31 protein-coding genes and 1 rRNA gene are annotated in these 26882 nt (G+C 41.0%); 13 read left to right on the top strand and 19 right to left on the bottom strand.

The genetic code is table 11. The features are described 5' to 3' along the window. A 16S ribosomal RNA gene (locus CTN01_RS11600) occupies window positions 1-457 on the bottom strand; the annotation flags it as partial. Window positions 458-989: 532 nt separating this feature from the next. On the opposite strand from CTN01_RS11600, the gene CTN01_RS11595 reads away from it, so the two are divergent. From CTN01_RS11595 to CTN01_RS11535, 13 genes are all read left to right on the top strand, one after another. Continuing rightward, the gene (locus CTN01_RS11595; RefSeq protein WP_045150483.1) at window positions 990-2129 is read left to right on the top strand and encodes a glycosyltransferase family 4 protein; all 1140 of its coding nucleotides are present in this window, start codon (window positions 990-992) and stop codon (window positions 2127-2129) included. Then, window positions 2126-3502, top strand: coding sequence for a lipopolysaccharide biosynthesis protein (locus CTN01_RS11590; RefSeq protein WP_045150484.1), 1377 nt, complete (start codon window positions 2126-2128; stop codon window positions 3500-3502). Before CTN01_RS11595 ends, CTN01_RS11590 begins: the two co-directional genes overlap by 4 nt. After that, window positions 3489-4808, top strand: coding sequence for an O-antigen ligase family protein (locus CTN01_RS11585; RefSeq protein ID WP_045150485.1), 1320 nt, complete (start codon window positions 3489-3491; stop codon window positions 4806-4808). The genes CTN01_RS11590 and CTN01_RS11585 overlap by 14 nt, the downstream gene beginning before the upstream one ends. A 13-nt stretch (window positions 4809-4821) precedes the next feature. Beyond that, a complete protein-coding gene (locus CTN01_RS11580; RefSeq protein ID WP_080896249.1) occupies window positions 4822-5967 on the top strand; it encodes a glycosyltransferase in 1146 nt (381 codons plus the stop codon). 62 nt (window positions 5968-6029) lie between these two features. Beyond that, a complete protein-coding gene (locus CTN01_RS11575; RefSeq protein WP_244156127.1) occupies window positions 6030-6371 on the top strand; it encodes a hypothetical protein in 342 nt (113 codons plus the stop codon). A 3-nt stretch (window positions 6372-6374) separates the two neighbouring features. Continuing rightward, on the top strand, window positions 6375-7823 hold the full coding sequence (locus tag CTN01_RS11570; RefSeq protein ID WP_045150487.1) for a sugar transporter: 1449 nt from the start codon (window positions 6375-6377) through the stop codon (window positions 7821-7823). Further along, window positions 7816-8883 (top strand): glycosyltransferase, encoded by a 1068-nt coding sequence (locus tag CTN01_RS11565; RefSeq protein WP_045150488.1) that lies wholly within the window; start codon window positions 7816-7818, stop codon window positions 8881-8883. Before CTN01_RS11570 ends, CTN01_RS11565 begins: the two co-directional genes overlap by 8 nt. Before the next feature lie 10 nt (window positions 8884-8893). Next, on the top strand, window positions 8894-10681 hold the full coding sequence (locus tag CTN01_RS11560; RefSeq protein ID WP_045150489.1) for a sugar transferase: 1788 nt from the start codon (window positions 8894-8896) through the stop codon (window positions 10679-10681). A gap of 51 nt (window positions 10682-10732) precedes the next feature. Next, window positions 10733-11044 (top strand): STAS domain-containing protein, encoded by a 312-nt coding sequence (locus CTN01_RS11555; RefSeq protein WP_045150490.1) that lies wholly within the window; start codon window positions 10733-10735, stop codon window positions 11042-11044. Beyond that, on the top strand, window positions 11044-11829 hold the full coding sequence (locus CTN01_RS11550; protein WP_045150491.1) for an OmpA family protein: 786 nt from the start codon (window positions 11044-11046) through the stop codon (window positions 11827-11829). Before CTN01_RS11555 ends, CTN01_RS11550 begins: the two co-directional genes overlap by 1 nt. Continuing rightward, the gene (locus tag CTN01_RS11545) at window positions 11826-15116 is read left to right on the top strand and encodes an SLBB domain-containing protein (RefSeq protein WP_107188453.1); all 3291 of its coding nucleotides are present in this window, start codon (window positions 11826-11828) and stop codon (window positions 15114-15116) included. The genes CTN01_RS11550 and CTN01_RS11545 overlap by 4 nt, the downstream gene beginning before the upstream one ends. Then, window positions 15113-15808, top strand: coding sequence for a P-loop NTPase family protein (locus tag CTN01_RS11540; protein ID WP_045150494.1), 696 nt, complete (start codon window positions 15113-15115; stop codon window positions 15806-15808). Before CTN01_RS11545 ends, CTN01_RS11540 begins: the two co-directional genes overlap by 4 nt. Beyond that, window positions 15805-17268: a response regulator gene (locus CTN01_RS11535; protein ID WP_045150495.1), complete on the top strand. Its 1464-nt coding sequence runs from the start codon at window positions 15805-15807 to the stop codon at window positions 17266-17268. The genes CTN01_RS11540 and CTN01_RS11535 overlap by 4 nt, the downstream gene beginning before the upstream one ends. 1 nt (window position 17269) lies before the next feature. Here CTN01_RS11535 and CTN01_RS11530 read toward each other — a convergent pair whose 3' ends face one another. The 18 genes from CTN01_RS11530 to rplN form a co-directional block, all read right to left on the bottom strand. Next, window positions 17270-18238, bottom strand: coding sequence for a glycosyltransferase family 4 protein (locus CTN01_RS11530; protein WP_244156128.1), 969 nt, complete (start codon window positions 18236-18238; stop codon window positions 17270-17272). 106 nt (window positions 18239-18344) lie between these two features. Next, window positions 18345-18728, bottom strand: a complete 384-nt coding sequence (rplQ, locus tag CTN01_RS11525; RefSeq protein WP_005370955.1) for a 50S ribosomal protein L17 — start codon at window positions 18726-18728, stop codon at window positions 18345-18347. A 34-nt stretch (window positions 18729-18762) separates the two neighbouring features. Next, the gene (locus CTN01_RS11520; protein ID WP_005370957.1) at window positions 18763-19752 is read right to left on the bottom strand and encodes a DNA-directed RNA polymerase subunit alpha; all 990 of its coding nucleotides are present in this window, start codon (window positions 19750-19752) and stop codon (window positions 18763-18765) included. A gap of 23 nt (window positions 19753-19775) precedes the next feature. Next, entirely contained in the window at window positions 19776-20396 is a 621-nt protein-coding gene (gene rpsD / locus CTN01_RS11515) for a 30S ribosomal protein S4 (RefSeq protein ID WP_005370959.1), read from the bottom strand. Between the two features lie 32 nt (window positions 20397-20428). Beyond that, window positions 20429-20818 carry a 30S ribosomal protein S11 gene (rpsK, locus tag CTN01_RS11510; RefSeq protein WP_005370963.1) on the bottom strand — a complete coding sequence of 130 codons (390 nt, stop codon included), beginning with the start codon at window positions 20816-20818 and terminating at the stop codon, window positions 20429-20431. Between the two features lie 19 nt (window positions 20819-20837). Next, on the bottom strand, window positions 20838-21194 hold the full coding sequence (rpsM, locus tag CTN01_RS11505; protein ID WP_005370966.1) for a 30S ribosomal protein S13: 357 nt from the start codon (window positions 21192-21194) through the stop codon (window positions 20838-20840). A gap of 145 nt (window positions 21195-21339) precedes the next feature. After that, window positions 21340-21453: a 50S ribosomal protein L36 gene (gene rpmJ, locus CTN01_RS11500; protein WP_000868186.1), complete on the bottom strand. Its 114-nt coding sequence runs from the start codon at window positions 21451-21453 to the stop codon at window positions 21340-21342. Window positions 21454-21484: 31 nt separating this feature from the next. Then, window positions 21485-22810, bottom strand: a complete 1326-nt coding sequence (gene secY / locus CTN01_RS11495) for a preprotein translocase subunit SecY (RefSeq protein ID WP_005370968.1) — start codon at window positions 22808-22810, stop codon at window positions 21485-21487. 22 nt (window positions 22811-22832) lie between these two features. Further along, window positions 22833-23267, bottom strand: a complete 435-nt coding sequence (gene rplO, locus CTN01_RS11490) for a 50S ribosomal protein L15 (RefSeq protein WP_005370970.1) — start codon at window positions 23265-23267, stop codon at window positions 22833-22835. A 5-nt stretch (window positions 23268-23272) separates the two neighbouring features. Further along, window positions 23273-23452, bottom strand: a complete 180-nt coding sequence (gene rpmD, locus CTN01_RS11485) for a 50S ribosomal protein L30 (RefSeq protein ID WP_005302823.1) — start codon at window positions 23450-23452, stop codon at window positions 23273-23275. Window positions 23453-23457: 5 nt separating this feature from the next. Continuing rightward, the gene (rpsE, locus tag CTN01_RS11480; RefSeq protein WP_005370977.1) at window positions 23458-23955 is read right to left on the bottom strand and encodes a 30S ribosomal protein S5; all 498 of its coding nucleotides are present in this window, start codon (window positions 23953-23955) and stop codon (window positions 23458-23460) included. 12 nt (window positions 23956-23967) lie between these two features. After that, on the bottom strand, window positions 23968-24321 hold the full coding sequence (rplR, locus tag CTN01_RS11475; protein ID WP_005370979.1) for a 50S ribosomal protein L18: 354 nt from the start codon (window positions 24319-24321) through the stop codon (window positions 23968-23970). A gap of 9 nt (window positions 24322-24330) precedes the next feature. Then, on the bottom strand, window positions 24331-24864 hold the full coding sequence (gene rplF / locus CTN01_RS11470; protein ID WP_005370981.1) for a 50S ribosomal protein L6: 534 nt from the start codon (window positions 24862-24864) through the stop codon (window positions 24331-24333). A gap of 12 nt (window positions 24865-24876) precedes the next feature. Next, window positions 24877-25269: a 30S ribosomal protein S8 gene (gene rpsH / locus CTN01_RS11465; protein ID WP_005370983.1), complete on the bottom strand. Its 393-nt coding sequence runs from the start codon at window positions 25267-25269 to the stop codon at window positions 24877-24879. A gap of 36 nt (window positions 25270-25305) precedes the next feature. Next, on the bottom strand, window positions 25306-25611 hold the full coding sequence (rpsN, locus tag CTN01_RS11460) for a 30S ribosomal protein S14 (protein WP_005370985.1): 306 nt from the start codon (window positions 25609-25611) through the stop codon (window positions 25306-25308). A gap of 15 nt (window positions 25612-25626) precedes the next feature. Next, window positions 25627-26166, bottom strand: a complete 540-nt coding sequence (gene rplE, locus CTN01_RS11455; protein ID WP_005370989.1) for a 50S ribosomal protein L5 — start codon at window positions 26164-26166, stop codon at window positions 25627-25629. 15 nt (window positions 26167-26181) lie between these two features. Beyond that, window positions 26182-26493, bottom strand: a complete 312-nt coding sequence (gene rplX, locus CTN01_RS11450) for a 50S ribosomal protein L24 (RefSeq protein WP_045084935.1) — start codon at window positions 26491-26493, stop codon at window positions 26182-26184. A 12-nt stretch (window positions 26494-26505) separates the two neighbouring features. Beyond that, a complete protein-coding gene (gene rplN, locus CTN01_RS11445; protein ID WP_005370993.1) occupies window positions 26506-26877 on the bottom strand; it encodes a 50S ribosomal protein L14 in 372 nt (123 codons plus the stop codon). Window positions 26878-26882: the final 5 nt, after the last annotated feature.

The following is a 26882-nucleotide window of genomic DNA, read 5'->3' as shown; positions in this document are numbered from 1 at the left end:
GCCTTCCTCACAACTGAAAGTACTTTACAACCCGAAGGCCTTCTTCATACACGCGGCATGGCTGCATCAGGGTTTCCCCCATTGTGCAATATTCCCCACTGCTGCCTCCCGTAGGAGTCTGGACCGTGTCTCAGTTCCAGTGTGGCTGATCATCCTCTCAGACCAGCTAGGGATCGTTGCCTTGGTGAGCCATTACCCCACCAACAAGCTAATCCCACCTGGGCTAATCCTGACGCGAGAGGCCCGAAGGTCCCCCTCTTTGCTCCGAAGAGATTATGCGGTATTAGCTATCGTTTCCAATAGTTATCCCCCACATCAGGGCATATTCCCAGGCATTACTCACCCGTCCGCCGCTCGTCAGCATTGATAGCAAGCTATCAATCTGTTACCGCTCGACTTGCATGTGTTAGGCCTGCCGCCAGCGTTCAATCTGAGCCATGATCAAACTCTTCAATTAAAGTTTTTGTGGTCTTTCGACCGGCTCAATGAATACTGTTAAAATACCGCTAACTAGAAGCTAGTTAGGATATTTGAATTGACTGTGCCAAATAACCGAAGTTATTTGTATTGGTCACTAGTATCATTGATAAATCTTTCGACTTAACTTTTCAACGAGTGCCCACACAGATTGCATGGTCAAATTGTTAAAGAACAATACTGAACTCGGTAACTGCTTTCGCTGTTGTCCGTGTCAGTGGGGTTGCATTATAAGAGCGAAAACAAAGATGGCAAGAATAAATTGAACAAAAACAACTGAGCGTTCACAATTCGAACAATACTACCATTGGTGATTATTTTTACCTCTATTTGTGCCTTTTCTTCTAATACATAACCTCATTCAAGCTTCGTAACTAATTGCAAAACACAAGACGTTTAATCACGATGCGATGCAATCTGTCTCAATAGCTGATGATCTTCTTACTTAAGTGCCACTGAAACATGGCACTAAGTTTGAATTCTTTATTGAAAGTCATTCGCGGAGCACTGTGATGAAGACAATAGGTTATGTGATCCCTTGTTTCCCTACTTTATCTGAAACATTCACGGGGGTTGAAATGAGAGCAATGATTGCACTTGGACATCATATTGTTCCGTTTTCATTTATGAAAGGTCAACACTTTCAGCGTGCTGATATTCCATTAATGAAGCAGTGTTGCTACCCCTCAAACCTTCCCTACTATAGTTTTCGCCACATCACCCGCTCCTTAAGAAGCTTACCTTTTATTTACCAGCAACATGAGTTCGGAAAACTCGCTCTTATTCGGCAGGGCCTACAATTAGCGCTATGGGCACATAGTTACCAATGCCAGCATCTTCATGCGCATTTTGCTTGGCATAGTTCAGCGATTGCAATCGTTGCAGCAAAAATATTGAATATTCCAGTGTCATTTGTTGGACACGGCGCTGATATCTACGCTGGGCCTCAAGATTTACAAGCCAAGCTTTCTAATTGTCAGTTTTGCTGCGCTGTGACAAAGGCAATGCATGATCATTTACAATCACTAACAAAGACACCTGTTCACTATCTACCTTGTGGGATTGAAGAGCAAAACTATCCCACTTTAAATAATGAATGGTCTCCATCTAAGCGTTTTTTATTTATTGGTCGATTGGTTGAAAAAAAAGGGCTTATAACGTTATTGAAAGCCATACAACTACTAAAACACCCGATTGAAATCGATATTGTCGGTGATGGGCCATTAAAATCGAAACTAATGTCTTTTTGTAAACGGCATAGACTCATAAACGCTGTTTCTTTTTTAGGAAGTCAAAATGCAGATTGGCTACGATCTCATGCTCAACGTTACCAAGGACTAATTGCTCCTTTTACCATCGCTAATAATGGTGATACTGATACAGGCCCACTAGTTTTAAAAGAAGCCCTTGCTCTAGGGATCCCTATTATTACTACTAACCTTGTTGGCTGTACTGAGATCCTTTGCTCTGATATAGGGGTGATGATACAGAAAGATTCACCTACAGAATTAGCAACAGCAATTACAAACCACCAGCTAAAAAGCTATCAGGAATTAAAAACTCAAAGAGAGCTCGGTTATAGGCATGTCATGAAAGCCTTTACTGCAAAAGCTCAAGCGCAACGGCTATCACAGTGGATTGAAGCACTATGAGCACATTAAAGGTTGTTGCGGTTTATGGGATTGGAGTCGTCTTTTGTAAACTGATTGGATTGCTACTTCAACCTTATGTTACAGATCAATTAGGTTTGGAAGAATACGGTAAGCTTGATGTATTATTAGTTTTAACTACATTCTTATCACTGCTCATTAGTTTAGGCATCATTGATGGCCTTTATCGTTTTTATCATGATGCATCAAACCCAACACGGTTATTAGGCCAAGCCTTATGGCAAGTCATATTATGTGGTGCAATAATTACAAGCCTGCTTGTCTTTTTTAATCACGATATTCAAACCCTTTTACCTGGTCCACCGCCACTTTTTTCCTTTAATTGTTTTATTTTTACTATCTACTTTAACTCTCTTAACGCTATCCCTTTAGCAAAGCTACGGATTGAGAATAATGCTAAATACTTTGTAAGTATTTTACTTATCACGGCATTATTGCAAGCGGCCTTAGCGCTCTTATTGGTCACGACATGGAAAGTTGATGGTATGGCTTTAGCTGGATTGATCGCACAAGTCGTGTGTAGTGTTTTACTCTATAAACAATGGCCAATACCGCACTTCTCAATTAACCCCGCATTATTAAAATATGGTGCAATTCTAACTATCTCTGGATTATTGGGTTTTATTTCATTAGGTGCAGAGCGTTGGGCTATCGCACATTATTTAGGAGTGGAAGCTGTATCTCCTTATGCAATTGCAATGCAGTGGGGGGTTGCCGCTAGTTTATTAATAGAACCTTTTGCGTTGTGGTGGTTTCCAAAACGATTTAGTTTTATCAATACAGAGCAACGTAAACAATACTTAGCCAATATTACTATTTTAGCTTGCCAGCTTTGCATACTTATTTCTGCTCTTGTGCTTTTGTTCGGCCCTGTTTTTTTAAGGTTTTGGCTTAATAGTGAGTTTTATTACAGTAGTGTTCTTATCCCATTTATCGCATTGTGGTTAATGCTAAAAGGCTGCTGTACTTTTCTTAATGTCGGCTGCTATTACCACGAGCATGGACAAGGAATATTATTGATTAATAGCCTGTCAACGCTCTTATCATTACTCGTTTTTATTTATATATTACCCTTATTCGATATTCTCTCATTGATCTATTGTGGAATTGCGATTCAAGCATTGCGCCTTTTTATTTTTTACTTTTATAGTCAATACCATCTCCCTCTGCGATATCCTCTCTCTGATTTGTTTGTCAGCTTTTCACTTATTATACTGATTTGTTTTTGTCAGCAATATCAACTCACTTATTTTCTCATTCTGTTAACTCCTCTTCTTTGCCTTCAAATTTATTGGCCTTGGCGTCACCTTTGTAACTATCGCCATGTCTTACAGGTGATCTATGACAAGGGGTAAACAAATTATCATCGCTTTGTTTAGTACGATAAGTTGCTTTATTGTAAGCAATTATACGTTTAAACATTACTTTGCATTTCTTGGAATAATATCCCTGCCCTTTGTTGTTAAGCGTGCTTTTTTACTCTGTATTTGGTTTATTCTTTTTTCATATTTTCGCTTACATGAAGCAATGCCATTCCTTGAGCCCTTTAAAATACCCAAGTTATTAGCACTCGCTTGTTTGGTCGGATTAAGTTGGCAATTATGGATGAACTATCGTAACTTCAAATGGCACCCATTACATACATGGCTACTTTGCTTTGCATTTTGGGTAAGTATTAGCTGTGCTTTTGCTTCTAATAGAGAAGAGTCATTTGAAATGTTGTCAGGTAACTTTCTAAAAATCGTTTTAATGGTTTTTGCTATTAGTTTATTACCCACCCATATTTCTCAACTGAAAAGAATTCCTTATTTACTTTTTCTTTGTGGTTTATTAATTGCCTCTATTACGTTGTATAACAAACACTATGAGATTGGATTAGTAGAAGAAACGCGTGTCACGATTGGGCGAGCATTCGGCTCAATGCTCGGTGATCCTAATGATCTCTCTTTAGTCCTTTTATTTCCGTTATCATTTACTGCTGTCTATATTTTCCATGGGCACATTATTGCTCGCATTATTGCGATGCTTATTAGCATAACCCTCCTAGCAGGTATTGCAGCAACAGAAAGTCGAGGCGGACAGCTTGGGATAATTAGTGTGGTATTTATGTCACTGCTTCTTCGCAGTAAAAATATCATCACGCCACTTATTGTTACAGCTATTGGGATCATTATTTTATTTGTCGCAGCAGGTATTGAAAACAGATTTGTTTCATCAGCCAGTTCAGGCGCCATTGATGAGTCAGCAATGGGACGTCTGTATGCTTGGGGCGCAGCAATAATGATGGCCGTCGATCATCCATTTACAGGAGTTGGATTAAGCAATTTTTATAATAATTACTATTTTTACTCCGTACATTGGGATGGTAAGAACCATGCAGTCCATAGCTCTTGGTTTGAAATATTAGCTGAGAATGGATTTGTCGGGCTGTTCTTATTTGCTACTTTATTAATAAAAACTTTCCAACTTAGTTACCGTTTACTAAAACGATTAAAAAGAACAACATATCAACCACTTGCTGAAGGGCTCTGGCTTGGTATGGTTTCATTTTCTGTCAGTGGTACTTTTCTAACACAAGGAACAACATGGCCTTTTTATATTTTATTAAGCTTATTAATTGCAACCGATCGATTAACTCGTAACAGCGATCAACTGGATTAAAAGGATTTGAATCATGGGGCGTGATATAGAATTTATTATTTTTGGTGAAGATTGGGGGCGACATCCATCTAGCACTCAGCACTTAATATCAGTCATTGCTAAACAATATCCCGTATATTGGATCAATTCTATTGGTTTAAGGCAACCCCAACTTCAAGCAAAAGATGTCAGGCGTATCATCGAAAAGATCATGGCTTTTATGCGTCGTACAGAAAAAGCTGAAACCTCCCCCCTATATTTAAAAAAGATCATCAAACCACTTGTTTGGCCATTAGCTCGAAACAAGACGATGAAATACATCAATAAGAAGCTATTATCAACACAACTACCCCCTAAACAACAATATCGCGTTTTATGGATAGCTCTACCGAGTGCGATTGAATATATCGAACTCTGCCAAGCCGATTTAATCATTTATTACTGCGGAGATGATTTTTCAGCCCTAACTGGGGTCGATCACTATAAAGCAATGCAAGCAGAACAAACGTTGAGTATGCAAGCCGATCTTATTTATGTGGCAAACAGACAATTAATGGCGCGCTTCCCTAAACACAAGACACATTATTTGCCCCATGGTGTTGATCTTCACTTATTTCAATCAAAACATGAATGCCCACCAGCAATTGATAAAGATAAAAAAAATATTGGCTTTTATGGCAGTTTAAATAACTGGCTTGATTACAATTTATTACAACAACTCGCATTAGCTCGCCCACAGCTTCAATTTTATTTGCTTGGGAATAAGGAGTGTCATCAAGTTCAGCAATTGCAAAATGAGAATATCCATCTGTTACCAGCGATACCTCATCACCAACTCGCTAGTTATTTACAACATTGGCATATCGCTATTTTACCTTTCATCAACAATCAACAGATTAAAATGTGTAACCCCTTAAAATTAAGAGAATATTTAGCAGCCGGATGTCCTGTCATTAGCAGTAAATATAAAGCCGCAACAGAGTACTCACCTTTAGTGTCAATTGCGACAACTCAGATAGAATGGCTCTCAGAAATTGATCGCATTACACAGTTAACCCCACAGCAAATCGATGAATATAAAGAAAAAGCATACCAAAGTGTCCAGCATGATAGCTGGCAACTACGCATAGAAAAGATTATTCATACTATACAAAAAATACGATGTTCAACGACTGAATAACAAAACCTTACATCAGGCACTCTTTTTGCAATCTTTCTAATACACACAAGAAAAAGGAATGCATGATGATAAGAACAATCTATCTAATCATCTTGTTAGGACTGGTTGGGTGTGCCAGTACCTCACAATCCAATAAGAAATTAGAGCTTTTTTTTAGTTCAGAGCAAGTGACGTTGACCGCTGAGCAACACCGTAAAATCATCCAATTTTTTTCAACCTTCTCATATAACCAAATAACAGCAACGGTAGGCCCTGCTAAGCTCAATAATAAATTTGAAGCTTTATTACACAGTCAAAAACGAATGCAAAACATAGAGAAGATCGCACAAGAGCATCAAATCCCTTTAACGTTGGAGTATTCCCCTCAAATAACAATCGATACGTTGCTCCTTCGGAGTAACTAAGGTATGCGCCACCTCTTTATTACGCGCTTATATCCATTACTTTATGGATTATGGCTTCATCGTTATTTATTAGTTTTACCCATCATCATTATGCCTTTTCTAATGACAATAGGCGGCTTTCTTAAAACTAAGTATTATTACTCTGAAACCACTATTTTGGTTCAGGAGGCCGCATTGCTTAATCCTTTTTTAGAAGATTTATCTATATCAATGAATCTAGAGCAGCGAATTAAAGCACTCCAAGTAGTGATCCAAAGCCAATCAACTTTGGCGATCGTAATTGATGAACTCGATCTAGTACCAGATAAAAACCCGCAAAAAATTAAACACGTCACCGCTCAACTCGAAAAAGGAATCACCCTTGATTTGACAGGTAACGATCTCGTGCAAATGAGTCTTGTATGGCAACAACCCGAACAAATTCCAGAAATATTAAATATTCTTTCACGAATTTTCTTAGAAAAGCTTCGAGCCCCAGGGCGAGCATCGATTGATAATTCAGAAGTGTTTTTACAAAAACAATTAACGACAACCCAAAAAGATTTAGAACTTGCAGAAAGTGAGCTTGCCACCTTTAAAGCAGAAAATGCCGATAACTTACCGCTCCTACAAGGGGTCAATGTTGATACTAGTATTAAATTATTAAGGAAAATAAACGAATCAGAATTGGCTTTACTCCACGCAAAAAGTAAACGTGATAGCATGTATAAAACACTGATTAATACTAACCCTGTTATCGGCAAACTAGAGCAAGAAATTGTAATAGCCGAAGCCGAGCTTGCTATATTACGTGCCAGTTATACCGATCAACACTCATTAATTAAAAATGTACTCCGCCGTTTAGGTCGGTTAAAACAAGAGCGGACTCGTCAAGTTGAGTTACAGCAATCACTTTCCCCAGATCAAATCGACAGTTTATGGCAACGGCTAGTCAATAGTTCTCAAGATCCTGAAAACCAAACCCAACCTATATTACTCAGCCAATTTGAAGCATTACAGCAAGCAGAATCTGAGATCGATGCGATTAATCAAGAGCTTGTATTACTCAAAAAACAAGCTGCAAATATAATAGGAAAACGGGTGGAATTTGCAGAATTAGAAAAAAAACTTACCAGTTTAGAGCGAAACTATAAGGTCAAATCGAACATTTATAACCAACTACTGGAGCGCTATGAAATGGCCAGAGTCACCGGTCACCTTGGACGCTTTGAAGAGCCAGACAAACTAAAAATAATAGACAAACCCTCAGTACCGAACGCGCCTCAAAATTGGCCTTGGTGGATGAACTTTTTATCCGGCATTATTTTTGGCGCAGTCATTGCTTTATTTCTTGTAGGCATCTCGATTATTTTTGATACGCGATTATACCAATCCAACCATATCCGACAGCTAGTATCTTACCCAATCTTGGTGCGCATTCCTTACTTCTCAAAGGAACTTGAACATGATTAGAACACTACAAGTCGTCCAACATTTACGTCCTGGCGGATTAGAAAAGCTCGTTCTGAATTTGGTTCGTTTTGCCTCATCAAATCATCGTGTTTATGTCGCTTCATTAGAAGAAACAGCTGCATCCGCTATTTCAGCGTGGCCTGAATTATCAGCCTTTAGAAACCAATTAATATTTTTAAATAAACCCTCAGGTATACATCTCCACACCGCTTATCAATTAAGAAAGCTAGTCAAGAAGCTTAAGATCACCACGGTTCATAGTCATCACTTGGGCCCTTTACTCTATAGCCGGCTTGCACTCTTAGGATTAAAAACAACCCACATACACACTGAGCATGACAGTTGGCATCTAGAAGAGCTAAAACAACAAACACTCACCCGCTGGCTATTAAAAAATAAGCATGTTGAACTCGTCGCCGATGCACCAACTGTAGCCAAAGAACTTCATCAACGACTAGGGCGCCCAGCCGATCATATTATTAATAACGGGATCGACTGTCACTTTTACTGTATTGGTGATCAAGTAAACTCTCGTAGTGACTTAGCGTTGCCTAAGAAAAAAATACTCATTGGTTGTGCAGGACGACTGGTTTCAGAAAAAGGAATTGATACCATGCTTTTTGCTCTATCATCGCTTCCTGAGCATTACCATCTCGTTATTGCTGGTGATGGCGAGCAGTTATCAAACCTCAAACAACTAGCCTATCGTTTACAGCTTGAACACCGTATTCACTGGTTAGGTTATTGTAAAAATATGCGTTCTTTTTATCGTGCTATTGATGTGTTCTGCATGCCATCACGTCATGAAGGGCTTCCCTTAGCTTTGCTGGAAGCGCAAGCGTGCGGTAAATCGATTGTGGCATCAAATATTGGTGCAATCCCCGATGTCGCTCATCCAGAAAACAGCATATTGATACCACCAGATGATCCAGCTCAATTAGCTCACGCTCTAAATCATGTGCTGACACATAAAGTCAATGAAACACAAACAGCGCATTTCATCCAACACGTTGCTGATGTAAGAACGATGACAGCAGCTTATGAAGCCCTGGCGAAGTAAGGAGCGAATCATGATGATAAGTTGGTTTATTCTTTTAATTCTAACGTTAATAATTATTTATCATCATGTTATCTATAGTGCTGTTATGGTGTGGTATGGACAACATCTCAAACGCAAAGTCATTACTGTAGAACCAGACAGTTTTCCTGCGATTGCGATCCTCATTCCTGCTTATAATGAAGAAGCACATATTAACGATAAACTCGCTAATTTATTGATGCTTGATTATCCCGCCGAAAAACTTTTTATCTTCATTTGTTGTGATGGTTGTAGCGATGCAACCGCAAAACTTTGTCGCCAATGGGAGAGACAATTCCAACGAGCTAATATTCACTACCAACTACAAATAAGCACCAGCAATAAAGGAAAGTTAGCTCGACTTAATCAACTAATGACGATGGCACAACCTTATGCAGAACTGGTTGCACTAAGTGATGTGTCAGCACTTATCTCAATAGATGCCCTTAAACAAGCAACCCACAGTTTTAATGATCCTAAAGTTGGCGCAATCACTGGTAATTATCTTATTTATGACGGTAATACGGGTGAGAAACAATACTGGTCTTGGCAAAATAATATGCGCTTTGCGGAATCACATTTGGGTAGTGTTATTGGTGGTAATGGTGCCTTTTATATTATGCGAGCACGCTTATTTCAGCCATTGCCTTACGACACCATCAATGATGATTTCATGCTGCCGATGCAAGTACTTAAGCAAGGTTATAATGTGATTTATAATGAGTGTATTAACAGTATTGAACTCGATATTAGTAGTAATAAACAAACCCATCAACGAAGGCAGCGTATTGGCGCTGGTAACTTACAACAACTGATCCGCTGCCGCTTTGTATTCAATCTTCACCAGCCTGGTGTAAAATGGTTATTCGCATCCGGTAAAGGTTTAAGAACCTTAATGCCTTTTCTTTTAATCATGTACCTAAGCATAACCTGTTACCTCGCCGCCCATGGCTCACTTCTCGCCATATGGTTAACAGGATTACAAGTCGTCGGATATAGCCTTGCGGCGCTACCTCTATTGGGTATAAAAAATAAACTGTTAGATAAATTACATTATTTAATAAGTGGTTACCTATCTTCTCTAATTGGGATGCTACGCTATATTCTTGGACAGTTTAAAGATGGCTGGAAAAAAAAGCCGCCGCTCAATGCCTACCAACATTCTTTTACGATTATCCTCAAACGCTTCTTCGATATTCTTCTCAGCTGTATCGGGTTATTACTCACACTCCCGTTATGGCCCCTGATTGCCTTGCTTATACGGTTAGATTCCAAAGGTGATATTTTTTATCGACAAGTGCGTGTAGGACAAATCAATGATGAACATATTATGTTGTTCTCCATGTTGAAGTTTCGAACCATGAAATCTAACGCTGAAGCAAAAAGTGGTGCCGTATGGTCTCAAAAAAATGATCCTCGTATCACTCGGATAGGAGGGTTCTTAAGAGATACGCGATTAGATGAACTGCCTCAATTTATTAATGTGATAAAGGGAGATATGTCATTAATAGGCCCTCGCCCTGAACGCCCTGAACTATGTGGAAATTTGCAAAATGCATTGCCTTTCTACTTAGAACGAACTCGAGGCTTACGCCCAGGTATTACAGGCTTAGCACAAGTAAATCAAGGCTATGACAGCTGTATTGAGGATGTTAAAGCGAAGATCGCATGGGATCATGCCTACGCTATCGCGTTAGCATCGCCATTACAATGGCTTAGAATGGACTGCTGGATATTGCTCAAAACAGCATACATTATGGTAACGAGACGTGGACAATAGTTGGCACAACCTTTGAATCATGTTAGTTAAAATAGAGAATAAGGAATACCTATGTTCGCATCGTCCAGTTCAGTTATCGCACTTGCTCTACAAGATGAATTTGATGCGCAAAGAGCAAGGGAACTTGAAAGTGAATTTGATGCTCTCAGTCAAACCGAGCGAATGGAACTCGTCATTGATATGACGCAAGTCCAATTCATCGATTCATGTGGTATTGGTGCCATTGTTTTTCTCTATAAGCGCTTAAAAAGCCGAGGGCGTCGTTTGCGTCTACTTAATGTTAACGGTCAGCCTAGAGAGTTAATGCAAATGCTCAGGATTGATAAAGTGATTCCACTCATCACATCAGCAGAGTTAACCTAATGAAATCGCCTCTATTGCTGCTTGTAGTCTCATCATTATTACTGACAGGTTGCAGTACTTTTTGGCCTGCGCAAGGAGAAATTCCACTTCCACCGCCAAAACAAACACAACTCCATCAACTTGAACACCATCAGTTTGAGCTCCAATTACTCGCAACACGAGGAGCCAAACATTGCCTTCCTGGTCAATATATCCGATTGCAAAACCTTTATTTAAAAGCAAGAGAAGAAGCCCTTCACGGTTTTGATCGTGATGCTGAAATTACTCTTTTAAAATACCAAACCCAGAATGCCGTGATCCAAAAGCAAATGGATTGGTTGGAATACCACACCCTATGTCTTGACCCAAATTATTCAGAAGTAGAACTCAAAGAACGTTTCTTATTATATATGGCCGTCGATAACCAGTTTGCGTTAAATAAAACAACCTTGTTGCCTGATTATCAAGAATCACTTCGCTATGCCGCTGGAATTATTAAACGTCAAGAACACTGGCATTTACAACTTATTGGCCATACTGATAGCCAAGGTAATGAACAGAATAATTATGTTCTTGGCTTAGAAAGAGCTAATACAGTTAAAGATTTCTTTGTTGAAAATGGCGTTGATCCTAATCAAATAAGTGTACTTAGTGTTGGAGAAACACAAGCAATTGACGATAACACTCTCACAAAACAGCTTAATAATAGAAAAGTAGAAGCAAGAGTTTTGGTTGAACACCACGCTCAGTCTATTCATCGCGTATTTGATATAAAGGACTGGCATACTATTCGAGATGGCTTATGATCCGCATCTTCTGCCTACTCATTCTCTTAATATGCTTCCCTTTGCGAGCAGACAGTACAACTACGTTAACGGCAGGCGATCGTATTTTCCTGTTTGTACCTGGCGAAAAAGCATTCAGTGACGATTTCACAATTGATGATAACGGAAAAATTCAACTTCCAGAGGTAGGTACGGTATCTATTGCTGGCCTCACGATCAGAGATGCTGAGCAAAAAATAAAACAAATACTATCAGATATCTATCTTAACCTTGATGACTTTAAGCTTACCTTAAAAGAACAACTTATCCGTATTCATGTACTTGGCTATGTTGAGACTCCAGGAACCGTTTCATTAAAACCCAACAGCAATATCCAATTAGCACTTGCAGCGGTTGGCGGTGCAAGGCCTGGTGCACAGTTAGACAAGTTCTCCATCACCCGTAACGGTATATCTCAACGTTTTAATTATAAAAAATATTTAGATACGGGTGATATCTCCAACCTACCTACCTTAACCAATGGCGATACCCTTTTCGTCCCTGTATCTCCACTGCTTGGTAATATTGAAGTTGATTTTGATGCTGCTGCTATTCAAAACACAGGTGATTCAAACAAAAAAAATGGCTTAACATTATTTGGTGAAGTACGAAATCCAGGTACATTTAGCTATAAGCCTGAAATGAATGTGGTTGATGCAATAATGCGTGCAGATGGTGTAACACGCTATGCCGATGTGACTAAAATACGAGTGGTTACCGATAATAAACCTTATATCTTTGATCTAAAAACCTACTTAGATACAGGTGATACCCAACACCTTCCTCCTGTAAAAGAGGGAACCACAATTTATGCACCGATTGAAATTGATGACATCAGTACAACGGTAAGAACCGCCTTTGTCATGGGTGAAGTTAAAGCTGCTGGTGCTTACGAAATAGGAAAAACAACAAAGTTTATTGATGTGCTAGCCAATGCCGGAGGTCCAACTCGTTTCGCAGATACAACTCAGATCAAAATACTCAGTGAAACAGAAGCACCAATAACGGTCAATCTCGTTGAATATACGAAGTCACCACAAGATTATGATATCCCACTGATGAAAACAGGCGATGTCATTTTTATTCCAGAAAAAACCACCGTAAATGTAAAGTCATGGCTTAAAATTACAGATGATCGCTCTATTAAAATTATAGGGGCAATCAATATTCCTGGGCGTTATGAATGGAGCCCTGCGATGGACTTTATGGATCTACTCGCTCACGCAGAAGGCCCAACTAAACGTGCAAATTTAACGAATATTCGACTCATCACCGAAGACAAAGATCTTAATAAAGGCCATGATGTCTCTTTCTTTAACTTCCAAAACTTTATTAAAAAGGGCCACCCTAAAAGATTACTTCCTAGGCTTACTGCAGGAATGACCATTATCATTGATGAATTACCCGATGATCCCAGTGATAATAAAGCCAGCTGGTTACGCCAAGCACCCAAGGATTCTATTTATATCTTTGGCTCAATAGGCGCTCCAGGTCGCTATGCGTTTAATAATGACCAAGGATTTCTTGATATTCTCTCAGCAGCTGATGGGCCAAGTAATGAAGCTGATTTACAAGAAGTGCTTATTACGCATCGTAACGGCACCCAAAGCCATGTTACTCAGTTAAATCTTTCCGAATACTTTCGAACCGGGGATGAATCGGTCTTACCCAAAGTGGTTCCTGGAGACGTTATTTATATACCAAAAATATCAAAAGCTTCAGATCATCATGCAATAAAGATTATCGGTGCGGTTTATACACCAGGACGTTTTAATTTCAACGAAAAGCTAACCTTTTTAGATCTACTTTCCATGGCTGGAGGACCAAAAAACAAAGCTAACTTATCCAGTATTCGCATTGTAAGAATTCCGAAAAAAAATCAACCCTCGGCTCAAGGGCATCAAGTACTCTTTTTTGATCTTGAGAATTTTATTAAGCAAGGAAGCCCTAAAAGTAAACTCCCCAAGCTCACATACGGCGATACCATTATCGTTGATGAACTCCCGCACAACCCTAGCGACAGTAAATCCAGCTGGCTTCGTCAATCAGCAAGCGATTCGATCTATATTTTTGGGGCCGTAGGCTCTCCTGGTCGATATGGTTTTAATAAAGAACAAGGGTTTCTCGACATTCTTTCTGCCGCAGACGGACCAATTGGTGATGCTGATATTCAAGAGTTACTCATCACACATCGCAATGGTAAAAAAACAACCGTTTCTCGTCTCGATCTTGCGAGATACTTTGAGACTGGTAATGAAAAACTTCTTCCTACCGTACTCCCAGGCGATGTCATTTATGTACCACAAACAACTCAGGCGAAAGATGATAAAACTGTCATGGTTATTGGTTCAGTAAAAGGTCCAGGGCGATTTAAATGGAATAGAAAACTTACTTTTTTAGAGATTTTTGCACTTGCTGGCGGTCCATTAGAAAGCGCGAACTTAAGCAGTATTCGCATTATCAAGAAAAACAAAAACGATCCAAATAGTATTATTTATTTTGATTTAGAGAAATTTATCGATCGCGGCGGTAACTTTGCAACACTCCCAACCATAAGGGCGGGAGATACGATAATGGTCGATGAACTCCCACGTGATCCCAGTGACAATAAATCAACATGGATTCGACAAAATGCAGAGGAATCTATTTATGTCTTTGGGGCAGTAAACTCACCTGGGCGATATGCCTTTAATAGTGACTTAGGTTTTTTAGATATTATTTCAGCAGCAGATGGCCCGAATAAAGATGCTAACTTACAGCAAATAAAAATCAGCCATCGTAACGGGACCCATGCTAATGTCACAACACTAAACCTTACTCTGTATTTTGAAACTGGCGATGAAAGTTTATTGCCCAAAGTAGTCCCTGGCGATGTTATCTACATTCCGCATCAAGATGGAAATTGGTTAGATAAACCTGCAAATCGTGTTGTAAGACTGATGGGAGAAGTAAAAAAACCAGGGCGTTACTCATTCAATAGCCAGATGTCTTTACTCGATTTACTAGCAGAAGCAGGCGGCCCGACGGATAAAGCCTATATAGATAAAATAATGATCGTTAATAGTTCATGTTGCGGAGATAAAAGCCAAACATTCAGTTTACGGAACTATATAAAATATCCAGCAGAAACACCGATCCCCATGCTTCGTCCAGGAGATACGGTATATGTCCCCAATGAAGATGATTCAACAAGCACACTGTTAAGACAGGGCCTTCAAGATGCATTTAGCTTTGTAACAACCTTGCTTGTAATAGGAGCCGCATTATGAAACCTTGGTTGAGCGAAGAAATGGAACATCTATTCCAACAATTGCACCAGCAACAACTTCGCATAATCTGCGTTGCAAGCTGCAATCAAGAATGCGGAAGTTCAACAATGAGCTATTGGCTAGCTGAACGTTGCTCTGTAAATCAAACTAAAGTGCTATTGATCGACCTTGATCTTTCAGGATCAGGACAAGGGTATGAGCCAATACCATGGGAAACCGAAAATAAGAATAAAGAACAAAACCTTATTAATAAACACCGCTTTCTAGATATCTTGCCCCAGCCACAAGATCAATCCACAGTGCTCACATTACGACAACCCCATAAACTTCGTTATCTTCTTCAATATTGGCAACAACATTATCACTATATTATTTGTGATACAGGCAATATAAATACCGCTAACTGGCGAAATTTGCCAGCAGTTAACATCGCTAATGCCAGCGATGGCATTCTTTTATGCCTTTCAGCAGCTAAAACGACAGAAAGTAAACTGTTAACAAGTATTACCAAACTAGAAAAAAGTAACTGTAATATCATTGGTATCATTATTAATGATCAATTTAATCCGACACTCGCACAGCGAATGTTAAAAAGTCTCAATACAAAAGCATGGTGGCTCCCCGAAAGAATTAAAGCAAAAATTACCGCAACACTAAAAAACAGTCAGCTTCTACAAGGAAAGTATCAATGATCAATCAGGTATTATTCAAACAGACTTTTTGCTTAAATTACGAGAACTTAAAAACCATCAGGCATTGGCTAAAATCACAAAGCAATAAGCTCAATTTAAGTTATGAGCTCAGTCAGCATATGATCCTAGTTTGTAATGAGTACTGTGTTAATTTACTAGCACATCAACGCTTAACTGCAAGTCACGTTGAATTAAAATATGGCTTACGTAATAATCAAGCACGATTTGAAATCATTGATAACGGCTCTCATTGGCAAGCAATGAAAGAAAAAATCAGCTCCGCAACATTACCTGAAGAGCCTGCTTGCAATAAATTAGGGCTCGCTCTGATCAATACCTACTTCCCTGATTTTAAATACTTTCTGACAAACCACCAAAATATTATTCAATTTAACATTCCTCAAAAAAAGTCAAAACCGCAACTTCTTATCGTTGATGATAGCCCAAGCCAGCTCGCACTATTTGCAACCTTTCTCCGCGACCACTATCAACTAATTCTCTTCAGTAAGCCCATTGAAGCACTGGATTGGTTAGCGCATAGCCAATGTGATATGGTGATAACAGATTTACACATGCCCAATATAGATGGTTTCAGTTTTAGAGATAAAGTGACAGAGTTCAAACACTGCCAGTCATTACCCTTTATCTTCATCTCAGCAGACAATAAAGACGCTACACTCTTAGAAGCAGCAAGAGCAGGTATTGATGACTATTTAACAAAACCACTCAATAAAGAAAAATTACTCACAATACTTAAACGAGTGTTAAAGCGCCATAGCACGCTAGCGTCTGTTTTTGAAAGACAGTTATTGGCACAGATGACACCTTACCAATCAGAATTTCCATCCCAAATTACGCTTCGAGATATCACAATAGATATTGATCAATACCCAATAAACCAAGGTGATTTTTTATTATATCGAGAACCCAAAAAAGACAAGCCTGCTATGCTAATCCTCGGGGATAATATGGGACATGGCCCATTGGCTAAAGCTAACGGTATTGGCTGGTTTGGCTATATTGCAGGTTTGCTTGATGCAGGTATAGAGAGTCCAAAAGAAATATGCGAGACACTCAACCAACAACTTATTGCTGCACCTAATAATCGTCATTTAATTTGCTTAATGATAATGATCATAGATAACAATAATACAGTACATATCTACAATGCCGGCATGCCAGCAGCACTCCAACTAAGTAATGATAAGAGCATACATCTAGAAGAAAATATGGGCTTATTAGGGATCAATACCCAATTAACCATAGAGCCAAAGCTCATTCCACTAACCAAAGATGTCAGCCTTCATTGTTACAGCGATGGACTTGCTAACCACCCTATAACTATTAAGCAAATCAATCGATTAACACATTATCAAGCGAAAGAAAGGCATATGAAAATTTGGCAAAACCCGCAACGCTCAGCCATTGATGATAAAACGTTAATCAGCATATATAGATAAATTACTGCTTAATTCCATAGGCGTTAGCAAGTATATTCCAGCGTTGTTTTCCACTAAATTTAGTTACAACTTGAATATAGCTATATTTAGAGCATGCCTGCCACTCTTTGTTGGTCATAGAGTCAAAACATAGGATATACCAAGCTAACTTTGACCAATCAAACTCATCAACAAGCCATCTCGTATCTACAAGCAAAGGCAAATCACCCACTTTGGTGCCTATCACAGGAATGCCATATGCCATCGCCTCTAAAGCTGCCATTGGAAGCCCTTCTGCACGTGAAGAGATAAGTAGTAAATCAATTTTATTCCAATGAAGTGACATATCTTCAACGGCACCATGCCATTTAATATTTGGATAACTGCCCAATAAATTAGATTCTTCACCATCACCAAAAACATGAAATTTAATAGTTGGGCATTGGTTAGAAAGCTGTAGATAGCGGTCAATACCTTTGACATGACACAACCGACCAACAAAACCGACTTGAAAAGTTGTATGTCGACTACGTAACACAAAGGGAGGAATAGAATGAATAAAGTTATTTAAGACGTAACACTGAAAAGGTACTTTCGATTTTATCTCGTCACTTACAGCAAAATTCGTTGATAAAAAACTAGTCGAACGATTAAGCCATTCATAAAAAGCTAAACGTCCAATTAAAAACTCTCCAGCGTGAAAACTGGTAAGCACTCTACATCTGCGTAGCAGTTTTAAACATCGTGCCCATAATGAAGATTTATATCCATGAGCATGCAGAATATCATGAGACTGAACTAGTAACGAAAAATGGAAAAAACTTGCTGAAGTAAAATATTCAATTTGGTTTTTTTCTAATAAAGGGTAAAGCGGGTGATTAGATACTTTAGAGATAAAAACAACTTTAAACGGAATTTTCTTATCTTTAAGAAGCAATGAAAGCTGTAATACATGGCTTTCAATCCCACCAAAACCTGAACTATCAAGCATTACATAGAGCATAGTAACCACATAATGAATTCATCATTATAAATTACATGCAAAAAAAAAGCCGAGTCTAATGACTCGGCTTCTCTTCTTATTTAACGGCTATTGCTTATTCAGCAGCAGCTTCTTCCTTTGCAGGACGGTCTAATAACTCGATGTAAGCCATAGGAGCTTTATCACCAGTACGGAAACCGCACTTCATGATACGAGTGTAACCACCAGGACGCGCAGCAAAGCGAGGACCTAGTTCGTTAAATAGTTTCGCAACAACTTCGTTGTCACGAGTACGAGCGAATGCAAGACGACGGTTAGCAACACTGTCAGTCTTAGCTAGGGTAATCAAAGGCTCAATTACGCGACGTAGCTCTTTTGCTTTAGGCAAGGTAGTCTTAATTAATTCGTGACGTACCAGAGAGCTAGCCATGTTGCTGAACATCGCTTTACGATGACTGCTGTTGCGGTTGAGTTGACGACCACTCTTACGATGGCGCATGACCTAATCCTTCTAACTAGATATCAGTAAACTATTAATCTTCAGCGATTGAAGCTGGCGGCCAATTTTCTAGGCGCATACCTAGAGATAGACCACGAGATGCCAATACATCTTTGATTTCTGTCAAAGACTTCTTACCAAGGTTTGGCGTTTTAAGAAGCTCAACCTCAGTACGCTGAACAAGATCACCGATGTAGTGGATCGCTTCTGCTTTTAGACAGTTAGCAGAGCGAACAGTTAGTTCAAGATCGTCTACAGGACGCAGTAGGATCGGATCGAACTCCGGCTTCTCTTCTTTCTCTTCAGGAACACGTACATCTCGAAGATCTACGAATGCATCCAATTGTTCAGCAAGAATAGTTGCTGCACGACGGATAGCTTCCTCAGGATCAAGAGTACCATTAGTCTCCATATCGATTACTAGCTTGTCTAAGTCAGTGCGTTGTTCAACGCGAGCTGCTTCAACAGCGTAAGCAATACGGTCCACTGGGCTGTAAGTAGCATCTACTAACAGACGACCAATTGGACGCTCATCTTCTTCAGTGTGAATACGAGCTGATGCTGGTACGTAGCCGCGACCACGCTCTACCTTGATGCGCATGCTTAATTCAGCATTGTCATCAGTAATATGGCAGATTACGTGTTCTGGGTTCGCAATCTCAACATCACCATCATGGGTGATGTCACCTGCAACAACAGGGCCTGCACCAGATTTGTTCAGAGTAAGAATAACTTCATCTTTACCCTCAACCTTAACGGCTAGACCTTTAAGGTTTAGAAGAATTTCAAGGATATCCTCCTGAACGCCTTCTTTGGTGCTGTACTCATGTAACACACCGTCGATTTCAACTTCTGTTACAGCACAACCTGGCATAGAAGATAATAAAATACGACGAAGAGCGTTTCCTAAAGTGTGGCCAAAACCACGCTCTAATGGCTCTAGAGTTACTTTTGCGTGTGTCGTGCTAACTTGTTCGATGTCAACAAGACGCGGCTTAAGAAATTCTGTTACAGAACCCTGCATTGTGTCCTCTCTTAACTGTAGCCTTACTTAGAGTAAAGCTCGACGATCAGGTGTTCATTGATGTCGGCAGACAAATCAGAACGTTCTGGAAGACGCTTAAACGTACCTTCCATCTTGCTGCTGTCTACTTCGACCCAAGTCGGTAGTTCACGCTGTGTAGCAACTTCTAGAGCTGCTTTAATGCGTGCTTGGTTCTTAGCTTTCTCACGAATGCTAACAACGTCGTTTGCCGCTACCTTGAAAGAAGGAACGTTTACGACTTGACCGTTAACTAGGATCGCTTTGTGGCTTACCAGCTGACGTGCTTCTGCGCGAGTTGCGCCAAAGCCCATGCGGTAAACTACGTTATCTAGACGACCTTCAAGAAGCTGAAGCAGGTTTTCACCTGTGTTACCCTTGATACGGGCAGCTGTCTTGTAGTAGTTACGGAATTGTTTTTCTAGTACGCCATATGTACGACGAACTTTCTGCTTCTCACGAAGCTGAACGCCGTAATCAGATAGACGACCACGACGAGCACCATGTTGGCCCGGCGCGTTATCAATCTTACACTTGGTATCAATCGCACGTACACCAGACTTAAGGAATAAGTCAGTGCCTTCGCGACGGCTAAGCTTTAGCTTAGGACCCAAATATCTTGCCATTTTTCTTTCTCCAATTTCCTAGAAACGAAACGTTATACGCGACGTTTCTTAGGTGGACGACAACCGTTATGAGGGATCGGAGTCGCATCAACAATGTTAGTGATACGGAAACCCGCTGCGTTTAATGCACGGATTGTAGACTCACGACCAGGACCAGGGCCCTTAACCATAACTTCTAGGTTCTTAACGCCATATTCTTTGGCCATTTCACCACAACGCTCAGCAGCAACCTGTGCAGCGAACGGAGTAGATTTACGAGAACCACGGAAACCTGAACCACCTGCAGTAGCCCAAGATAGAGCGTTACCTTGACGGTCAGTAATGGTTACGATTGTGTTATTGAAAGAAGCATGGATGTGCGCAACGCCATCAGCTACTTGCTTGCGTACGCGCTTACGAGCGCGAGTTGGTTGTTTTGCCATTGTACTCTACCTTATCCGACTATTTTTTGATCGGCTTGCGCGGACCCTTACGGGTACGAGCGTTGGTTTTAGTACGCTGTCCACGTAGAGGTAGACTGCGACGGTGACGAAGACCACGGTAACAACCAAGATCCATTAGGCGCTTGATGTTCATGGAAATTTCACGACGAAGATCACCTTCTACAGTGTACTTAGCTACACCATCACGCAGTAGATCGATCTGCTCTTCAGTTAGTTCACTGATCTTAACATCTTCAGCAATACCCGTTTCAGCTAAAATAGCTTGAGAACGTGTTTTACCAATGCCGTAGATCGCAGTTAATGCGATAACAGCATGCTTTTGATCAGGAATGTTAATGCCTGCAATACGGGCCACTATTCACTCCTAGTACTTTACAAGAATAACCGCTGCAGAGCCCGTTGAGGATACGCAGCGGTGGTACAATTCTTTTGCACATAACAAAATATGGTTGGCTAATGTAGCCAACCTATCTTCAATTTGCAAGAAATATTTCTGCTAATTAGCCTTGGCGTTGTTTATGCTTTGGCTCACTGCAAATTACACGCACAACACCGTTGCGCTTGATAACTTTACAGTTACGGCAGATTTTCTTAACGGAAGCACGAACTTTCATTGCTAAACTCCGTAAATATGGATAACTAAACTTAGCGACCGTAGCCTTTCAGATTAGCCTTTTTCAAAACTGACTCATATTGTTGAGACATCAAATGTGTCTGAACTTGAGCCATGAAATCCATAATAACAACAACTACGATTAGTAGGGAAGTACCACCAAAATAGAAGCGTACATTCCATGCTATCATCATGAACTCGGGGATCAGACAGATAAAGGTAATATATAACGCACCTGCAAGAGTCAAACGCGTCATCACTTTATCTATATATTTTGCGGTCTGTTCACCCGGGCGTATACCAGGTATAAATGCACCAGACTTCTTCAAGTTATCAGCTGTCTCGCGTGGGTTAAATACCAACGCGGTGTAGAAGAAACAGAAGAATATAATCGCAGCAGCATAAAGCATTACATATAAAGGCTGACCTGGGCTTAAAGCAAGTGAAATATCACTTAACCAACCAAGACCTTCACTTTGACCAAACCACTGAGCCAGTGTACCTGGGAAAAGAATAATACTTGATGCAAAAATTGCTGGTATAACACCTGCCATGTTGATTTTCAACGGCAAGTGTGTGCTCTGCGCAGCAAAGACGCGACGGCCTTGTTGACGCTTGGCGTAGTTAACGACGATACGACGCTGACCACGTTCCATGAACACTACAAAGTAAATAACAGCAAAAGATATAACTGCAATTAACAGTAGAAGAAGTACGTGCAATTCGCCTTGACGCGCTTGCTCTACGGTCTGTCCAATCGCTGGCGGTAAACCAGCAACGATACCGGTGAAAATAATCAACGATATACCGTTACCAATACCACGCTCGGTAATCTGTTCACCTAACCACATTAAAAACATGGTTCCGGTAACCAAACTAACCACTGCAACAAAATAGAAACTAGGGCCTGGATTATGTACAAGCCCTGGAATCATACTCGGTAACCCCGTTGCAATACCAATTGCTTGGAAGGTTGCCAAGACAAGCGTACCGTATCGGGTGTACTGACTTATCTTACGACGGCCAGCCTCACCTTCTTTCTTCAACTCAGCTAATGCTGGATGAACTACAGTTAGCAACTGGACAATAATAGACGCAGAAATATACGGCATTATGCCCAGAGCTAAAATAGAAGCACGCGAGAGTGCACCACCAGAGAACATGTTAAACATCTCAATGATGGTACCCTTTTGCTGTTCGAACAGACTGGCAAGTACAGCAGCGTCAATACCAGGAATAGGTACAAAAGAACCTGCTCGGAATATTAAGATCGCACCTAATACGAATAATAGGCGTGACTTAAGCTCTGCTAGGCCACCTTGTGCACTACGAAAATCTTGTCCTGGTTGTTTAGCCATCTGTACCTCATCCTCGAGTTAATTATTCCTCGATTTTACCGCCGGCAGCTTCGATAGCAGCTTGAGCGCCTTTAGTAACGCGTAGGCCTTTCACTGTTACTGAACGAGCGATTTCACCAGAAAGTACTACTTTCACGAACTTAATGTCCTTAGTGATAACATTCGCAGCTTTTAGTGTTTCAAGGCTTACAACATCACCTTCAACTTTCGCTAGCTCAGCTAGACGAACTTCAGCTGTTACAAGGCTCTTACGAGACGTAAAACCGAATTTTGGTAGACGCTGTTTCAAAGGCATTTGACCGCCTTCGAAGCCTGGACGTACAGAACCACCTGAACGTGATTTCTGACCCTTGTGACCACGGCCACAAGTTTTGCCCAGACCTGAACCGATACCACGGCCTACGCGCTTCGCAGAAGGCTTAGAACCAGCAGCCGGTGATAGAGTATTCAAACGCATACTGATTACTCCTCAACTTTAACCATGTAGTAAACCTTGTTGATCATGCCGCGTACGCAAGCAGTATCTTCAAGTTCTACAGTATGGTTGATGCGACGAAGGCCTAGGCCACGCAAAGTAGCTTTATGCTTCGGTAAACGACCGATAGAGCTCTTTGTTTGGGTTACTTTAATAGTTTTAGCCATGTCGATTACTCCAGAATTTCTTTAACAGAAAGACCACGCTTAGCAGCGATCATTTCTGGAGAGTTCATTCCACTAAGACCGTCAATTGTTGCGCGAACAACGTTGATTGGGTTAGTAGAACCGTATGCTTTAGCTAGTACGTTACGGATACCCGCAACTTCTAGCACTGCACGCATTGCACCACCTGCGATGATACCTGTACCTTCTGATGCTGGCTGCATGTACACTTGAGAACCAGTGTGACGGCCTTTAACAGCGTGGTGAAGAGTACCTTCGTTGATTGCAATTGTAACCATGTTACGACGTGCTTTTTCCATCGCTTTCTGGATTGCAGCAGGCACTTCACGTGCTTTACCGTAACCAAAACCGATGCGACCGTTACCGTCACCAACTACTGTTAGTGCAGTAAAGCTGAAAATACGACCACCTTTAACCGTTTTTGAAACACGGTTAACAGCGATCAGCTTTTCATTCAAATCTGATTGTGTCTTTTCGTTAGCCATCTTCCGCCTACCTTAGAATTTCAGACCAGCTTCACGAGCAGCTTCTGCTAGTGCAGCGATACGGCCGTGGTATTGGAAACCAGAACGATCGAATGCAACGTTAGAGATGCCTTTTTCAATCGCGCGCTCAGCAATAGCTTTACCTACAGCTGTAGCAGCGTCTTTGTTTCCGGTACTCTTAACTTGCTCACGGATCGCTTTTTCTACGGTAGAAGCGGCTGCGATAACCTCAGAGCCGTTCGGTGCAATTACCTGAGCGTACACGTGACGTGGAGTACGGTGTACAACTAGGCGAGTTGCGCCCAGTTCAGCAATCTTACGACGTGCTCGGGTCGCACGACGGATACGAGATGCTTTCTTATCCATAGTGTTACCTTACTTCTTCTTAGCTTCTTTAGTACGCACAACTTCGTCGGCGTAACGAACACCTTTACCTTTGTAAGGTTCAGGGCTACGGTAAGCGCGAATATCAGCAGCTACCTGACCAACTAACTGCTTATCAGTACCTGTAAGTACGATTTCAGTTTGTGATGGACATTCAGCTTTGATACCTGCTGGAAGTTCGTGCTCAACTGGATGAGAGAAACCTAGAGTTAGACCTACAGCGTTGCCTTTAACAGCAGCACGGTAACCTACACCCTTAAGAGTCAGCTTCTTAGTGAAGCCTTCAGTAACACCAACAACCATATTGTTCACTAGTGCACGAGCAGTACCTGCTTGTGCCCAAGCTTTATCGAATCCTTCACGAGGACCGAAAGTAACTTTGTTCTCTTCCAAAGTTAAAACTACTGCATCATGGATAGTACGAACTAGTTCGCCTTTACTACCTTTCACAGTAATTTCCTGACCGTTAAGTTTAACTTCTACGCCGGCAGGAATAACTACAGGTGCTTTTGCAACACGAGACATATCCTACTCCTATTATGCTACGTAGCAGATAATCTCACCGCCAAGACCCGCTTTGCGTGCAGCACGGTCGGTCATAAGACCCTTGGAAGTGGAAACAACAGCAATACCAAGGCCACCCATCACTGATGGTAGCGCATCTTTTTTCTTGTAGATGCGTAGACCAGGACGTGATACACGTTGGATTTGCTCAATAACTGGGTTAGCTTCGAAGTACTTAAGAGTAACTTCTAGCTCAGGCTTAACATCACCAGATAAGGTGTAGTCAGCCACATAACCTTCTTCTTTAAGTAGAGCAGCGATAGCTACTTTAAGCTTAGAAGATGGCATTTTTACAGCAACTTTTTTCGCTGCCTGACCGTTACGAAGACGGGTCAGCATATCCGAAATCGGATCTTGCATGCTCATAAGTTAATACTCCGTGATTCTGAATTGCTTACTGGATTACCAGCTTGCTTTACGTAGACCCGGAATCTCGCCTTTCATGCAAGCTTCACGAACCTTGATACGGCTAAGACCGAACTTACGTAGGTAGCCGTGTGGACGTCCAGTCTGGTTACAGCGATTACGCTGACGAGACTTCGCAGAATCACGTGGTAGTGACTGAAGTTTAAGCACTGCATTCCAGCGATCTTCTTCAGACGCATTCACGTCGCTAATTAGAGCTTTTAGCGCTGCACGCTTTTCAGCGAACTTAGCTACTAGCTTGGCACGTTTAGCTTCGCGTGCCTTCATAGATTCTTTAGCCATTAGTAACCCTTACTTTTACTTACGGAATGGGAAGTTAAAAGCAGACAGTAGAGCTAGAGCTTCTTCATCAGATTTAGCAGAAGTTGTAACAGTGATGTCTAAACCACGTACACGATCTACTTTATCGAAATCGATTTCTGGGAAGATGATCTGCTCACGAACGCCCATGCTGTAGTTACCACGACCATCGAATGACTTAGGGTTTAAACCACGGAAGTCACGAATACGCGGTACAGCAATTGAAATTAGACGGTCGAAAAAGTCCCACATACGCTCGCCACGTAAGGTTACTTTACAGCCAATAGGGTAGCCCTCACGGATCTTAAAGCCTGCAACTGACTTACGTGCTACAGTGATTAGCGGCTTCTGACCTGAAATTGCAGTCATGTCAGCAGCAGCATTCTCTAGCAGCTTCTTGTCGTTGATAGCTTCGCCCACACCCATGTTAAGTGTGATCTTTTCGATCCTTGGGACTTGCATGATACTCTTGTATTCAAACTTTTCAGAAAGCTCTTTTACAACAGTCTCTTTGTAGTAATCATGCAGTTTCGCCATAGTACTACTCCAAACTTACTTGATAGTTTCGCCAGTCGACTTGAAGAAACGAACTTTTTTGCCGTCTTCAAATCGGAAGCCTACACGGTCCGCTTTACCTTGACCGTTAACGATAGCAACATTAGACGCATCGATCGCAGCTTCCTGCTCAACGATACCGCCCTGAACACCCATTGCCGGAACTGGCTTCTGGTGTTTCTTAACCATGTTGATACCTTCAACGATAACTTTACCGGTTGCTAGAACCTTAGTTACTTTACCAGTCTTGCCTTTGTCTTTACCAGCAAGAATGATAACTTCGTCGTTTTGACGGATTTTAGCTGCCATTATAGTCGCTCCTTAAAGTACTTCTGGCGCTAGTGATACAATCTTCATGAATTTCGCATTACGAAGTTCACGAGTCACAGGGCCGAAAATACGGGTACCGATAGGTTGCTCAGTGTTGTCGTTCAACAATACGCAAGCATTACGGTCAAAGCGAATGACAGAGCCATCTTGACGACGAACGCCTTTACGGGTGCGTACAACCACCGCTTTCAGTACATCACCTTTCTTTACTTTACCGCGAGGAATTGCTTCCTTCACTGTAACCTTGATGATGTCACCGATATGTGCATAGCGACGGTGAGAACCACCCAGAACCTTAATACACATTACGCTACGTGCGCCGGAGTTATCCGCTGCATCAAGCATACTTTGCATTTGGATCATGTTAG

The organism is Photobacterium angustum, assembly GCF_003026365.1.
In the GTDB taxonomy this organism is placed as follows: Bacteria; Pseudomonadota; Gammaproteobacteria; order Enterobacterales; family Vibrionaceae; genus Photobacterium; species Photobacterium angustum.
This window is presented reverse-complemented; position numbering and strand designations above follow the sequence as displayed.

Coding starts and splice junctions, on each gene's coding strand:
- rplR (WP_005370979.1), bottom strand. CDS start 24,321: ATGGATAAGAAAGCATCTCGTATCCGTCGTGCGACCCGAGCACGTCGT.
- CTN01_RS11585 (WP_045150485.1), top strand. CDS start 3,489: ATGACAAGGGGTAAACAAATTATCATCGCTTTGTTTAGTACGATAAGT.
- CTN01_RS11575 (WP_244156127.1), top strand. CDS start 6,030: ATGATGATAAGAACAATCTATCTAATCATCTTGTTAGGACTGGTTGGG.
- rplX (WP_045084935.1), bottom strand. CDS start 26,493: ATGGCAGCTAAAATCCGTCAAAACGACGAAGTTATCATTCTTGCTGGT.
- CTN01_RS11530 (WP_244156128.1), bottom strand. CDS start 18,238: ATGCTTGATAGTTCAGGTTTTGGTGGGATTGAAAGCCATGTATTACAG.
- CTN01_RS11535 (WP_045150495.1), top strand. CDS start 15,805: ATGATCAATCAGGTATTATTCAAACAGACTTTTTGCTTAAATTACGAG.
- CTN01_RS11540 (WP_045150494.1), top strand. CDS start 15,113: ATGAAACCTTGGTTGAGCGAAGAAATGGAACATCTATTCCAACAATTG.
- CTN01_RS11590 (WP_045150484.1), top strand. CDS start 2,126: ATGAGCACATTAAAGGTTGTTGCGGTTTATGGGATTGGAGTCGTCTTT.
- rpmD (WP_005302823.1), bottom strand. CDS start 23,452: ATGGCTAAAACTATTAAAGTAACCCAAACAAAGAGCTCTATCGGTCGT.
- CTN01_RS11570 (WP_045150487.1), top strand. CDS start 6,375: ATGCGCCACCTCTTTATTACGCGCTTATATCCATTACTTTATGGATTA.
- CTN01_RS11555 (WP_045150490.1), top strand. CDS start 10,733: ATGTTCGCATCGTCCAGTTCAGTTATCGCACTTGCTCTACAAGATGAA.
- CTN01_RS11520 (WP_005370957.1), bottom strand. CDS start 19,752: ATGCAGGGTTCTGTAACAGAATTTCTTAAGCCGCGTCTTGTTGACATC.
- CTN01_RS11550 (WP_045150491.1), top strand. CDS start 11,044: ATGAAATCGCCTCTATTGCTGCTTGTAGTCTCATCATTATTACTGACA.
- CTN01_RS11560 (WP_045150489.1), top strand. CDS start 8,894: ATGATGATAAGTTGGTTTATTCTTTTAATTCTAACGTTAATAATTATT.
- rpmJ (WP_000868186.1), bottom strand. CDS start 21,453: ATGAAAGTTCGTGCTTCCGTTAAGAAAATCTGCCGTAACTGTAAAGTT.
- rplN (WP_005370993.1), bottom strand. CDS start 26,877: ATGATCCAAATGCAAAGTATGCTTGATGCAGCGGATAACTCCGGCGCA.
- secY (WP_005370968.1), bottom strand. CDS start 22,810: ATGGCTAAACAACCAGGACAAGATTTTCGTAGTGCACAAGGTGGCCTA.
- CTN01_RS11565 (WP_045150488.1), top strand. CDS start 7,816: ATGATTAGAACACTACAAGTCGTCCAACATTTACGTCCTGGCGGATTA.
- rpsN (WP_005370985.1), bottom strand. CDS start 25,611: ATGGCTAAAGAATCTATGAAGGCACGCGAAGCTAAACGTGCCAAGCTA.
- CTN01_RS11595 (WP_045150483.1), top strand. CDS start 990: ATGAAGACAATAGGTTATGTGATCCCTTGTTTCCCTACTTTATCTGAA.
- rplF (WP_005370981.1), bottom strand. CDS start 24,864: ATGTCTCGTGTTGCAAAAGCACCTGTAGTTATTCCTGCCGGCGTAGAA.
- CTN01_RS11545 (WP_107188453.1), top strand. CDS start 11,826: ATGATCCGCATCTTCTGCCTACTCATTCTCTTAATATGCTTCCCTTTG.
- CTN01_RS11580 (WP_080896249.1), top strand. CDS start 4,822: ATGGGGCGTGATATAGAATTTATTATTTTTGGTGAAGATTGGGGGCGA.
- rplO (WP_005370970.1), bottom strand. CDS start 23,267: ATGCGTTTGAATACTCTATCACCGGCTGCTGGTTCTAAGCCTTCTGCG.
- rpsD (WP_005370959.1), bottom strand. CDS start 20,396: ATGGCAAGATATTTGGGTCCTAAGCTAAAGCTTAGCCGTCGCGAAGGC.
- rpsK (WP_005370963.1), bottom strand. CDS start 20,818: ATGGCAAAACAACCAACTCGCGCTCGTAAGCGCGTACGCAAGCAAGTA.
- rpsH (WP_005370983.1), bottom strand. CDS start 25,269: ATGAGCATGCAAGATCCGATTTCGGATATGCTGACCCGTCTTCGTAAC.
- rpsE (WP_005370977.1), bottom strand. CDS start 23,955: ATGGCTAACGAAAAGACACAATCAGATTTGAATGAAAAGCTGATCGCT.
- rplQ (WP_005370955.1), bottom strand. CDS start 18,728: ATGCGCCATCGTAAGAGTGGTCGTCAACTCAACCGCAACAGCAGTCAT.
- rplE (WP_005370989.1), bottom strand. CDS start 26,166: ATGGCGAAACTGCATGATTACTACAAAGAGACTGTTGTAAAAGAGCTT.